7 protein-coding genes and 2 pseudogenes are annotated in these 12,210 nt (G+C 64.5%); 5 read left to right on the top strand and 4 right to left on the bottom strand.

What is annotated here, in order from left to right:
- Positions 1 to 171: 171 nt before the first annotated feature.
- Positions 172 to 437, top strand: a pseudogene (locus tag IVA75_RS10020) (hypothetical protein); the annotation flags it as partial.
- 274 nt (positions 438 to 711) lie between these two features.
- Here IVA75_RS10020 and IVA75_RS10015 read toward each other — a convergent pair.
- Genes IVA75_RS10015 through IVA75_RS10005 form a run of 3 tightly spaced genes read right to left on the bottom strand, consistent with a single transcriptional unit; the run spans position 712 to position 5,770 of the window.
- Complete coding sequence (locus tag IVA75_RS10015; protein WP_247284875.1) at positions 712 to 3,957, bottom strand: CusA/CzcA family heavy metal efflux RND transporter; 3,246 nt, start codon at positions 3,955 to 3,957, stop codon at positions 712 to 714.
- The gene (locus tag IVA75_RS10010; protein WP_247284874.1) at positions 3,954 to 5,366 is read right to left on the bottom strand and encodes an efflux RND transporter periplasmic adaptor subunit; all 1,413 of its coding nucleotides are present in this window, start codon (positions 5,364 to 5,366) and stop codon (positions 3,954 to 3,956) included. The genes IVA75_RS10015 and IVA75_RS10010 overlap by 4 nt, the downstream gene beginning before the upstream one ends.
- Positions 5,363 to 5,770, bottom strand: coding sequence for a FixH family protein (locus IVA75_RS10005; protein WP_247285447.1), 408 nt, complete (start codon positions 5,768 to 5,770; stop codon positions 5,363 to 5,365). The genes IVA75_RS10010 and IVA75_RS10005 overlap by 4 nt, the downstream gene beginning before the upstream one ends.
- A gap of 1,139 nt (positions 5,771 to 6,909) precedes the next feature.
- Here IVA75_RS10005 and IVA75_RS09995 point away from each other — a divergent pair.
- Positions 6,910 to 8,820: pseudogene (locus IVA75_RS09995) on the top strand (diguanylate cyclase).
- A gap of 220 nt (positions 8,821 to 9,040) precedes the next feature.
- On the opposite strand, the gene IVA75_RS09990 reads toward IVA75_RS09995, so the two are convergent.
- Complete coding sequence (locus IVA75_RS09990) at positions 9,041 to 9,271, bottom strand: hypothetical protein (protein WP_018455636.1); 231 nt, start codon at positions 9,269 to 9,271, stop codon at positions 9,041 to 9,043.
- A 516-nt stretch (positions 9,272 to 9,787) separates the two neighbouring features.
- Here IVA75_RS09990 and IVA75_RS09985 point away from each other — a divergent pair.
- The 3 genes from IVA75_RS09985 to ligD all read left to right on the top strand — a co-directional run bounded on the left by IVA75_RS09985 (position 9,788) and on the right by ligD (position 12,209).
- Complete coding sequence (locus IVA75_RS09985) at positions 9,788 to 9,967, top strand: hypothetical protein (RefSeq protein ID WP_155809815.1); 180 nt, start codon at positions 9,788 to 9,790, stop codon at positions 9,965 to 9,967.
- Between the two features lie 12 nt (positions 9,968 to 9,979).
- Positions 9,980 to 10,282, top strand: coding sequence for a hypothetical protein (locus IVA75_RS09980; RefSeq protein WP_247284872.1), 303 nt, complete (start codon positions 9,980 to 9,982; stop codon positions 10,280 to 10,282).
- Positions 10,283 to 10,400: 118 nt separating this feature from the next.
- Positions 10,401 to 12,209, top strand: a complete 1,809-nt coding sequence (ligD, locus tag IVA75_RS09975) for a DNA ligase D (protein WP_247284871.1) — start codon at positions 10,401 to 10,403, stop codon at positions 12,207 to 12,209.
- The last annotated feature ends 1 nt before the right edge of the window (position 12,210 follow it).

Genomic DNA, 12,210 nt, shown 5'->3' with positions numbered 1-12,210 from the left:
TCCAGAAGCACTGGGTGCGCCTCATGCCCGGCGCCGGAGTTGGCTTGTGCACAGCGCCGCGGAACACGGGGACAAACCTCAGCCCTGCCGATTGCGAATCCCTGCTCCATGCTAACCGCCGGGGAACGAGCCGACGGTCCCAAGGATTCGTCTCGGCAGGAGCCTATTTCGATGCTGATGACGAAGGAAAAACCACAGGCGATCCGGACGCTGCGCGGCTGGGCTATCCACTTGCTGCAGGAGGCCGGCGCCATCCACGAATGCGAAGAGCACGGCTGGGCGAAGGACCGCGCCGATCCACACGCCCGCGAGCGCGCGTTCGATACCGCCAGGAACGATCCCCTCCCGGGGTCCCACCCGATAATGCCGTCGCAGAAGTCCGTAACGTCCTCGAATCGATGGGCGACACCTGTCCGGAGTGTCCGGCGACTCCCGACGGCCGGCCATTCCTCAGCGATCAGATCGTGTCCCCGGTGGGCTCGCGGGAGCGCTACGCCGTCGGAGGCGCCCGCCGCCCGGCGCGCCGACGGGCATCGGCGGCAGCAACAACATTCCAATAATGCGGACCTAAAGGATTCGTTTTTTGCGGGAAGAAAACTTTTCAAGGATTCGATTGTTCAAGGATTCGATTTTCCAAGGATTCGATTTCAAGGATTCGAATTCCCAAGGACTCGATTTCAAAGGATTCGAATTTTTCATGGAGGAGCCGCCCTATTCGCTGGCGCGCCCTGGCGCCGCGGCCCGGACCGCGCCAGCGGGCGCTGCCGGCGGCGGACTGCGTTCGGCGCCCCGACCGCCGGCCGCCGTCGCATCCCGCGCCGCTCGCGGGTCGGAGGACGGGTCCTGCTTCGGGAGTCCGAAGCCCTTCACCAGCCCGAAGATCGCCGGTATCACGATCAGCGTCAGCAGCGTGGATGAAATCATCCCGCCGATCATCGGCACCGCAATGCGCTGCATGATCTCCGAGCCTGTTCCGGTACTCCACATGATCGGCAGCAGGCCCGCCATGATGGCGACGACTGTCATCATCTTGGGCCGTACGCGCTCCACCGCGCCCTCCATGATGGCGCCATAGAGGTCGCCGCGGGTCAGGGCCCGCCCCTTGGCGGCACGCCTGGCCGCGGTTTCCGCCAGCGCCTGGTTGAGATAGATCAGCATGACGACGCCGGTCTCTGCGGCGACGCCGGCGAGCGCGATGAAGCCAACGGCGACCGCCACCGAAAGGTTGAAGCTCAACCACCACATCAGCCAAAGCCCTCCGACCAGCGCGAACGGCAGCGAGAGCATCACGATCATCGTCTCCGCGATCGAACGGAAGTTCAGGTACAGCAGCAGGAAGATGATCAGCAGCGTCACGGGCACGACGATCTTCAGCCGCGCGGTTGCGCGCTCCAGATATTCGTATTGACCACTCCACATCACGTAGTAGCCGGGCGGAAACTTGATGCTGGCCTGCACAGAGGCTTTGGCGTCCGCCACGTAGCCGCCGAGATCGCGATCGCGGATGTCGACGTAGATGTACGTCGCGAGCTGCCCGTTCTCGGTCCGGATCGAGGTCGGCCCGCGCGCCGGCGCGACCTTGGCGACCTCGCCCAGCGGTACCGCGCCGCCGGCGGGCATCGGCACCAACACATCGTTGGCGATGGCCTGCGGATTGTCGCGCAGATCGCGCGGATAGCGCATGTTCACGGTGAAGCGCTGCCGCCCTTCCACGGTCGTGGTCACGGTCTGGCCGCCGAGGGCGGTCGCGATCGTGTCCTGCACGTCCTGGACCATGATGCCGTAGCGTGCCAGCGCAGTCCGGTCCGGCGTGACCTCCAGATAGTAGCCGCCGATGCCGCGTTCGGCGTACGCCGAGGAGGTGCCCGGCACGGCCTTGAGCACCTGCTCGATCTGTTTCGCGAGCTTGTCGATCTCGACCAGATCGGTCCCGATCACCTTGACCCCGATCGGCGTCCGGATGCCGGTCGACAACATATCGATGCGCGCCTTGATCGGCATGGTCCAGGCGTTCGAGACGCCGGGAAATTGCAGCGCCTTGTCCATCGCGGCGATCAGACCGTCGATGGTCATGCCGGGGCGCCACTCTTCCTTCGGCTTGAGATTGACGATCGTCTCGAACATCTCTGACGGAGCCGGGTCGGTCGCGGTCGCCGCACGGCCCGCCTTGCCGTACACCGAGGCGACCTCCGGAAATGATCGGATGATCCGGTCCTGGCTCTGCATCAGTTCGGCGGCCTTTGTGACCGAGATGCCCGGCAGCGTCGTCGGCATGTAGAGCAGCGTGCCTTCGTTCAGGTTCGGCATGAACTCGGTGCCGAGTTGCCGCGCCGGCCAGATGCTCACGGCCAGAACGGCGAGCGCGAGCACGATCACCAGCGTCTTGGCGCGCATGACGCCCTTGATCACGGGGCGATAGATCCAGATCAGGAAGCGGTTGATCTGATTCCGGTGCTCCGGAACGATCCGCCCGCGCACGAAGATCACCATGAGGGCCGGCACCAACGTCACCGACAGCAGCGCGGCTGCGGCCATCGAGAACGTCTTGGTGAATGCGAGCGGGCTGAAGAGCCGCCCCTCCTGCGATTCCAGCGTGAAGATCGGCATGAACGAGACCGTGATGATCAGCAGGCTGAAGAACAGCGCCGGCCCGACCTCGGCCGCGGCTGCGATCAGCACGTCGATCCTGGACCTTCCGGGCTCCGCACGTTCGAGGTGCTTGTGGGCGTTCTCGATCATGACGATGGCCGCATCGACCATGGCGCCGATCGCGATCGCGATGCCTCCGAGGCTCATGATGTTGGAGCCGAGGCCTAACAGCTTCATGGCGCCGAAGGCCATCAAAACGCCGACCGGCAGCATCAGGATGGCTACAAGCGCGCTGCGGACGTGCAGCAGGAACACGATGCAGACCAGCGCCACGACGACGCTTTCCTCGAACAGCGTGTGCTTGAGGGTGTCGATGGCGGCATAGATCAGATTGGAGCGGTCGTAGACCGGCACGATCTCGACCGACTTCGGCAGGCTGGAGGCGATCTCCTGGAAGCGCTTCTTGACGTTCTCAATCACCTCCAGCGCATTGAGGCCGAAGCGCTGCAGCACGATGCCGCTGGCGACCTCGCCTTCGCCATTCAGCTCCGTGATGCCGCGCCGCTCATCCGGGCCGAGTTCGACCCGCGCGACGTCCCGCAGCAGCACCGGCGTGCCGCCGGAGGTCTTCAGCACGATGTCGCCGAGGTCGTTGATCGATTTGATGTAGCCCTTGCCGCGGATGACGTACTCGAACTCGGAGAGTTCGACCGTCCGCCCGCCGACGTCGGCGTTGCTGGCGCGGATGGCGTCGCGCATCTTCTGCATGGTGATGCCGCGGTCGCGCATCCGCTGCGGGTCGAGGATCACGTTGTACTGCTTGACGAAGCCGCCGACGCTCGCGACTTCGGCGACACCCTCCGCCTTGGCCAGCGCGAACTTCAGATTCCAGTCCTGGATGGTCCGCGTGTCGGCAAGGTTCAGTTCCTTCGAGATCACGGCGTACTGGTAGACCCAGCCGACGCCGGTCGCGTCGGGACCGATCGTCGGTGTCACGCCGGCGGGCAGGCGCGCGCTGGCGCCGTTGAGGAATTCCAGCACGCGAGAGCGCGCCCAGTAGATGTCGGTGCCGTCCTCGAAGATGACGTAGACGAACGAGACGCCGAAGAACGAGAAGCCGCGGACGACCTTCGATTTCGGCACGGTCAGCATTGCCGTCGTCAGCGGATAGGTGACCTGGTCCTCGATCACCTGCGGTGCCTGGCCGGAATACTCCGTGTATACGATGACCTGGGTGTCCGAGAGATCCGGGATGGCATCGAGTGGCAGATGCAGAAGAGCGTAGAGTCCCGCTGCGGCGGCGAAGCCGGTCCCGAACAGGACCAGCAGCAGATTGCGCGCGGACCAGGCGATGAGACGCGCGATCATTGCTGCGCCCCCTCGCCAAAGCCCGTCAGCGCCGCCTTCAGGTTGCTTTCGGCATCGATCAGGAAGTTCGCCGAGACCACCACGGCGTCGCCCTCCGCGAGGCCCCGCCGGATCTCCACGAACCCGCCGCCGCGGTGGCCGAGCTTGACCTCGCGCGGCTCAAGCCGACCCTGCCCCTTGTCGACGAACACGGCCTGCCGGCTGCCGGTATCCATGACCGCGCTCTCCGGTACCGCGAGGACGGCCTCGCCGCTGCCGGTGTCGATGTCGGCGTCGACGTACATGTCGTGCAGCAGGATCAGGTCCGGATTCTGCAGTTCGATCCGGACGCGCGCGGTCCGGGTCTCCTTGTTGATCTCCGGGTAGATCACCTGGACCTTCCCCGTGAACTCTTGTCCGGGGAAGCTCCGCGCCCTGAGCGTGACCGGCTGGCCCTTGGCGATCATGCCGAGGTCTCGTTCGGCGACGTCGATCAGGGCCCAGACCACCGAGTGATCCGCGATCCGGAACATGACCCCGCCCGGCTCGACGCGCATGCCCTCGATGGCGTTTCGCTCCAGCACGATGCCGTCCCGCGGAGAGGTCCATCCGATCGAGGTCGGCACGGTCCGGCTCTTCTCGATCGCCGAGATCGCAGCGTCGGGCACGTCCAGGTTCATCAGGCGCTGGCGCGATCCACGGCCATACTGGACGTCGCCGCTGGTCGTCTTCGATGTGATGGTGGTGAGGTACTCGGCTGCAGCCGAGGAGACGGACGGGCTGTAGACCTCCATCAGCGGCTGCCCCTTGACGACGTGAGATCCGGTTGTCACGTCGGCCACCTTCAGGATGAAGCTTTCCGCCCGCATTGCGACCACTGAAATCCGCCGCTCGTCGAGCGCGATCGTGCCCGGCGCCCTGACGGCGGTCCGGACCACCCGCATCGCTGCGGGCTCCGACTTGACGCCGGTCCGCTGGATCTTGCCGGGTGAGATTTTGATCGACCCGTCGTCGCTGTCCTCGCCCTCATAGACCGGGATGTAGTCCATCCCCATGGAATCCTTTTTCGGCGTCGGCGAGGTGTCCGGCAGGCCCATGGGATTGCGGTAGTATTTGATCTTGCGCTTTCCCGAGCCGCCAGCCGTTGTAGTCGTCGGGGCTGTCGCCTGGTCATCGTCGAAGCTGACATCGGCGGCGGCCGGCACCGCGCGGTAGTCGCGGCCATCCGGCGTCTTTCTCGGCACAAGCGAGTACGACGGCTTCCCGTCCGGATCCTGGTAGTAGATCGGGGCGCCGCTCTCCTCGGCCGCAGCGGGGCCGATCACGGCGGCGGTTCGCGCCGTCGGCCGCTGTGGACCGGCGACGACGAATGCGATCCCGGCCGCCGCGATCAGCGCGGCGGCGAGGCTTGCTGCGACGGGGCGGGTCACTTCTGCGCCGTGATGACGAGCTTGTTCTCGACGGTGCCGCTCTCGCCCTGGACTTTGGCTCCGACCGAAAGCTGCCACCGCCCGGCCATGCCGAACGTCGCCTTGAAGCGGTACGTGCCGGGCTCCGTCCCCGGCATGGACGTGACCTTGGTCGCCATTTCCTGCATCCCGTCCGGAGCCATGTCCAGACGGCTGGCGAAGATCACCGCATCGGGCACAGCCTTGCCGGTCTTGATGTTCAAGAGCCTGACGGTGATGACCTTGTCCGGCCCAGCCTGGACCGACTGGTCGACGAGTTCGAACTTGTAGTCCTTGACGTCGGCCAGTGCGGCCGTGCTTGTGCCTGCGACTACGGCAGCGATCAACGCCGCCTGGACGGCGCGCACGATGGTAGAGGTCTTCATTTTCTGGTCCTCGATTGTCCTGAATTCGCCGCCGAGGCGGCGCGCGTCATCCGCGCGCGCGACGCGCACGGACGCGATCGGCGTCAAGCGCCGTTCAGACCAGGGTTCGAGGGGGTTGGTCGGGAGGTGGACGGGTCAAACCGGCGCTTACGACGTCGTCGGCGACGGAGTGCGTGGTCCGGATCGCGTGCCGCAGCGGGGGGGCGGCGGCCTCGGAGGGCCCCGCCTGGGCCGTCTTCAGGACGCACATCGCTACCAGCGGGCAGTCCTGACAGTCCTTGCTCTTCTGCTCGTCGGGGCAACACGGCATGTCGGCCGACATGGACATGTCGCTCATGCCGTCCGAGCGAGCTTGCGCGGCTGCCGCCGGCGCCTCCAAGGGCGCCAACGTCAAACCGGCGGTCACCAAGACCGCGAACGCAACTCTGAGGAGCCCTCGCAGATTCATGGACCGAGCATCCCACGAGCGGGGTCGCTTTGGAAGTCGGCACCCTTCACATGTTCGCCACCCGGGACCCGCAGCGACATAGCTCAGCCGGTCCTTTTGGGCCCGCCCAGGAGGATTCCAGGCTTTGGCCGGCCCCGGTATCGTATTTCGGCTCCAACGCGCTCCTGGCCGGCCCAGACCAGGGCAGTCGCAGCACCCCTGCACCTCACGAACCGTGCGGGCCTAAATCTCGGTCCCGACCGGTGCAGGACTGGCGGGTCGTCATTCAGCTGGCATCGTCGCTCTCGTCTGGCCCGCACGGGCCACATCAGTGCGGACGAGCCTTTGATCCTCCAGAGCGCAATGTCGCCGAATGGAACTGCGATACGCATCGTTAACTCGACACCCGCAGACTTCTGCAAGACGCACGGCTTCGCCTCCGTCTGTCGACTCAACCGGTCCCTGTGCGTTCCCAGCGCGCGGGGACCGTTCCTTTTTCGCCCGAATTCCTCGGCGGCAGAACCCCTCCGGCGCAGCGCGGCAGGGGCAGCGCTTCTGTGAGGTCTCCAATCACTCACTCGTCCGCAGCTTCTCACGAAGACCAGGAGCGACTTGGAGAGGAGGCGTTTACCACCTCCCCTGCCGCTGCCGGGCAGGCAAGCCGACATTAAGACCTCGGTGGGAACGTGCCGCGAACGGAGCTGCCTCCTAGATGTCAACCAGCCGCCGAGAAGTGGGCAAGTCCCGGGTCCCGCTATGGGTCGCGGGCTTTGTCGCGTTGGCTTGCGTTGCCATCCTCACCCTGAGCGGATGGCGGGAATGAGAAGCTCGCCAGGTCGACCTGAGAAACGCGGAAGTGGACATGGCCAATCTGGCCAGTTCCCTCACCCAGCACGCCGAGGACATGTTCGAACTTGCGGACACCATTCTGGCTGGCATGGTCGATCGCATGGAGATCGGCGGAACGAGCGCCGGCGCAGTGACCAAGATCCAGACTTTCCTTCAGGCTCGCAAATACAACAGGAAGCGGATCCGCGGCATCTTCGTCTACGACGAAACCGGCCGCTGGCTGGCGACCACCGAGGACGTCGATCTGGCCGGCCTGAACAACAGTGACCGCGACTACTTCCAGCAGCACCGCGCGAGTGCTGACCGCGGCACACTGCTCGGCCGACCTGTCAAAAGCCGTTCGGGCGGCCAGTGGATCATCACCGCGTCTCGGCGCTTCAATCATCCGGACGGCAGTTTCGCTGGTGTTGTGCTGACGAGCATCGACGTCGCGTACTTCGCCGAATTCTACAAGCAGTTCGACATTGGTCCAAACGGCGCGGTGTCCCTACTCAGCGCCGACGGAATCATGTTGGCGCGCAGCGGCGACGACCAGGGCGCTTATGTGGGGCGGGACCTCTCCAAGTCGCCGCTGTTTTCGAATTTGGGAAACGGACCCAGTGCCAGCGTCTACTACTTCAAGTCTCCGATCGATGGCCGGCAACGCCTGAGTTTCTATCGGTTGAGCACGCGTTATCCGATCCTGACGGTGGCCACCAAAGCAGAGGAAGACGTTCTCGAGCCGTGGCGCCGGCAGGCGGCCGTGCGCATGAGCATCGTCTCCGGCCTCACACTGGCGATCGCGCTCATCGGGTGTTTTCTGGTGCGCTACCTCTCGCAGCGCCAACGCATGGCGGCGGCGTTGGTGGCGAAGGAGGCGGACTTTCGCCTCTTGGCCGAGCAGTCGAGCGACATCGTCATGCGCATCGGTTTGGACGAGCGAATCCTTTACGTCTCGCCATCCTGTACGCGCGTTCTCGGGTGGGAGCCTGCCAAGCTGCTCGGCACGCCGGCGCTTGCTGGGATCAATCCTGAGGATCGGTCCCGGTTGGAGCAGGCCATCAACTCCCTCAAGTCGGGCGAAGCCGAAGAGGCGCGGATCATTTACCGGACTCGCACTCGGGCGAAGTCCGAGATCTGGGTCGAGACGGCGCTGCGGGTCACCCGGTCCCCGCTCAGCAACGAGATCGACGGAGTGGTCGCCATCTCACGGGACATGACTGAGCAAAAGGATCTGCAGGACAAGCTGGCAACTCTTGCCACCTCCGATGGTCTGACCGGACTTGCAAACCGTCGCCATTTCGACGAACGTCTTGCCGAGGAATGGGCCCGGGCCAAGCGCGATGAAACGCCGCTTTCCTTGCTGCTGATCGACGTGGACCACTTCAAGAAATTCAACGACCAATACGGCCATCAGGCAGGCGATGCCTGCCTGCGCTCGCTGGGCAGGATTTTGGCTGAGCAGGTTCGCAGGCCCGCCGACCTGGCTGCTCGGTACGGCGGCGAGGAGTTCGCGCTGTTGCTGCCCAACACCGACGCCGACGGGTGCGCCGAGGTGAGTGAGCGAGTTCGGAAGGCGCTGCGCGAGCTAGGCATGTTGCACGCGCTGAATCCGCCTTCCAAGCTTGTCACGGTCAGCCTGGGAGGCGCCACCAACAACCCCATCCAGGGTGTCACCGAAGACGCCCTTGTCGCGACAGCAGACCGGGCGCTCTATGCGGCCAAGGAAAGCGGTCGCGATCGGCTGGTGGCGGCAGGTCAGGTTATCCCTTGGCCCGGCGCAAAGAGCGCATGAGCCCAGCCGCTGTTGCCCGGCACTCCTGATGCTGAGGCGCAAGCGAGCGCTGGCAGCGTTCCGCCCGCCATCCGGTCAGGTCGTTCTAAGACCGGGCGGACGAGCGAGATTGAGGAGCGCCACCCACCTTCTCCCGACCAGGCGATGCGCTCGAGCTGGTCGTCTGGATAGTGCCGCCGGCAGGCTCGCGCTCGCCGGGGGCCGAAGGAGCCCCGATAGATTACTTCTGCCCGGACGGAGCTTGCGCGTTCGAGTTGTTCGGGTTGTTGCCGTTCTGCTTGTTAGCCTCATGATGGCCCACCGCGCAGCCCGCCACCGCGCCGAGCTTGCCATGGCCCGCCATGTGGCCGGCAACACCGCCGACGATCGCGCCCTTGATGCACCCCTTCGCTTGCACCGGCGAGGCCAACGCCAGTGACAGCAGGCAGACAGCCGCAAAGATGGTCTTCATGATCTCTCCTCCGAAAAATCGACGCTCGCGATGGTCAAGTCGCGAAGTGAATGGCCGTTCCGCGGCCATTGTTCGTGTAGATCCATTGCTGGTCTCACGTCACCCGGTCGGCTGGGCCTGATAAGCTCGGACGCCGCAAACGCCCGAGCTCATGCTGAGCGCACCGCGAGCATCTGAATTCGAGCTCGACACCGGGTGAAAGGTTTTTCGGCAGGTTCGCGGCCATCGGCCAGGCGCCGCAGTTCGGGCACTTAACCAGCAAGGTATCGGTTTCAAGCATCGTTGCCGTTCTCTGCCGCCCCGCTGGGCAACCGCGCCAAATCCGAGACGTTCCTGCGTGCTGCCAGACCTAGGAAAAGCTGCCGCGAAGAGCACGGACCGATGTTGCCTGGCTCACTGAACGGTGGCGGCGCTCAGACGAGGGGAGGGCGCTGCTCAGGAGCTTGTAACGTTCGGCAGTCCGTCTACGATCCCGGAATGACAGAGCACAAAGCTTGCCCGAAATGCGAGGGGACCATGGAGCAGGGTTTCATTCCCAGCCTGGGGCGTGGGCAGTTGCTCTGGTTTGCGGGAGTGCCGCCCGCCACGTACCGCGAGTCGTTCATGTTCGGCAGGAAGGCGCTTACGGTGGCCACGTATCGCTGCTCGGCCTGCGGCTATCTGGAATCGTATGCGGAGGCAGGATCGCCCGAGTAAAGAGAGCGCTTCATGGAAACGATTGCTGGATCTACCGCCCTTGTGCTCGCAATGGTCACGGGGCTCGCGTTCTATTTCCGCTTGAAAATGACAGGCCTGCAGCGGCGACTTGTCACGCTGGAAAGAGTTGAAGCAAAGCTCGATTTATTACTGAAGCAGGGCGGTGTGAGCTATGAACCGCTGGGTGGTTCGACGGAAATAGAGGACGCGCTCAAAGCCGGCGAGAAGGTCCGCGCAGTTTCACTTTACCGCGCCGCGAACGGCTGCGCGTTGGCAGAAGCAAAGGCAGCGATTGAAAGGGCGCAGCGGCCCTAACCATCGTCACGTCAGTTGCCTTATGAAGCTTCGGCGTGCCCTCCTAGCTGGAATTGGACTGCGCGCCCGCGGTAGGCGGCTCGGACGGAACGAATCAGCGCGACCGCGTTGAATCGGCATGTGTGCGGTGGCGTTGCGTCAGTCTCGTTCGGGAGTATCGCGCGTCCATGGCGCCGTCAAAGCTCCTATTCCTGGTTACATCGAGCCGTGTGATCCCACGTTGCGCGAGAGGCCGCCGCGCGGCGAAGACTGGGTGTACGAAATCAAGGCGGACGGCTACCGCGCGCAGCTGCATCTGCGAGATGGTGACGCCAAGGTCTATTCGCGCACCGGCCTTGACTGGACCGAACAATTCTCATCGATCGCCGCGAGCGCCGACCTACTCAAGGCAAACACTGCGATCATTGACGGCGAGGCCGTGGTGTACGGCAGTGGCGGCCTCCCGGACTTCCAGCAGCTCAGGCGGGAGCTCGGCTCCAAGCGTAGCGCCCGTGTGCGCTACCACGCGTTCGATCTCCTGTACCTCGATGGTTACGATTTGCGTGGCGTCTCGTATGAGGATCGCAAGCGCCTGCTGCAGCGCCTTCTGAAGGACGCGCCAGTGACCTTCATCTATGTCGAGGCGCTTGCGGCCGATGGCAACGTGATCTTCGAGAAGGGGTGCAAACTGGGCCTCGAAGGTCTGGTCGCCAAACGGCTGGGCCAACCGTACCGCTCAGGTCGACAGGAGAGCTGGATCAAGCTCAAGTGCAAGAAGAGCGAGACCTTCCCAATCGTCGCCTTCGTGGAGAAGCTTGGGGCGCGCCCGCGCAAGGTCGCCTCGCTCTACGTCGGCCGACGCCAGAACGGCAAGCTGCTCTACGCCGGGAAGGTGCGTACCGGTTACACGGAGACGACCGCACGCGAATTGCGCGAGCGGCTTGATCCGCTGATCCGCAAGACTTCTCCGCTCGATGCGGCGGTCAAAAAGCCGAAGGCGACTTGGGTGGAGCCGACCCTTGCAATCGAGGTGCAATACGGCGCGCTGACCGATGATGGGCTGCTGCGCGAAGCCGTGTTCAAGGGCTTTCGCGATGATCTTACGGTGCGCAAGGTCAAGGCGCCACGGCTGGTGCCGTCCGTCGCCGGCCGGCCGAAGCTGGGCGTCCCCCGAGCGAACATCCTGCAGCTTCTGCCCGATGCCGTTGCTCCGTCGAAAGAAGAACTCGCCGACTATTGGACCCGGGTCTGGCAGAAGGCGCTGCCGCACCTGGGGCATCGTCCGCTGAAGCTCGTTCGTCACGTGCACGGCACCACCTTCTATCACAAGGGGCCGCTACCGAAGGACATTCTGGCCGCCGTGCACCAGCTCCGTATTCAGAAGCGCGAGGGCGGCGAGGGAACGCGCCTGTGGGTCGACAGCCTGGATGGTTTCCTTGGGCTCGTCCAGATCGGGGTCGTGGAGCTTCACCCGTGGAATGCGACCGTCGAGGACTTCGAACATGCCGACCGCATCGTGATCGACCTCGATCCCGGCGAGGGCGTCGACTGGAATGCCGTGGTGGAGACCGCGCTCGATCTGCGCACGCTGATGAAACGAGAGGGTTTCGAGACCTGGCCCAAGCTCACCGGCGGCAAAGGTATTCATCTCATGGCGCCACTGGATCAGCCGATGCTGCACGACAAGGCGCATCGAGTGGCGCATCAGCTGGTGTCCGCCCTCGCAGCGCGCCATCCGGACCGCTACCTCCTGTCCGCCCAGGCAAAGCGCCGCGATCGCATCTTCCTCGATTATCTGCGCAATGGCCGCGGCACCACCGCGATCGGTACCTATTCCCCGCGAGCCCGAGAGGGATTTCCAATTGCAGCGCCCGTGACCTGGAAGCACATCGAGAGCGGGATCGCGCCGGATGCGTTCACGATGGAGAGCCCGTTCCGAGCAATTTAGA

This window comes from Bradyrhizobium sp. 134 (assembly GCF_023074155.1).
Lineage (GTDB): Bacteria > Pseudomonadota > Alphaproteobacteria > Rhizobiales > Xanthobacteraceae > Bradyrhizobium.
The sequence above is the reverse complement of the archived record's forward strand: the minus strand, read 5'-3'. Positions and strand labels throughout refer to the sequence as shown.

Bases quoted from the DNA above. Each gene is read 5' to 3' on its own strand.
- IVA75_RS10015 (WP_247284875.1), bottom strand. From the start codon at position 3,957: ATGATCGCGCGTCTCATCGCCTGGTCCGCGCGCAATCTGCTGCTGGTC.
- IVA75_RS10005 (WP_247285447.1), bottom strand. From the start codon at position 5,770: ATGAAGACCTCTACCATCGTGCGCGCCGTCCAGGCGGCGTTGATCGCT.
- IVA75_RS09990 (WP_018455636.1), bottom strand. From the start codon at position 9,271: ATGAAGACCATCTTTGCGGCTGTCTGCCTGCTGTCACTGGCGTTGGCC.
- IVA75_RS09985 (WP_155809815.1), top strand. From the start codon at position 9,788: ATGGAGCAGGGTTTCATTCCCAGCCTGGGGCGTGGGCAGTTGCTCTGG.
- IVA75_RS09980 (WP_247284872.1), top strand. From the start codon at position 9,980: ATGGAAACGATTGCTGGATCTACCGCCCTTGTGCTCGCAATGGTCACG.
- ligD (WP_247284871.1), top strand. From the start codon at position 10,401: ATGTGTGCGGTGGCGTTGCGTCAGTCTCGTTCGGGAGTATCGCGCGTC.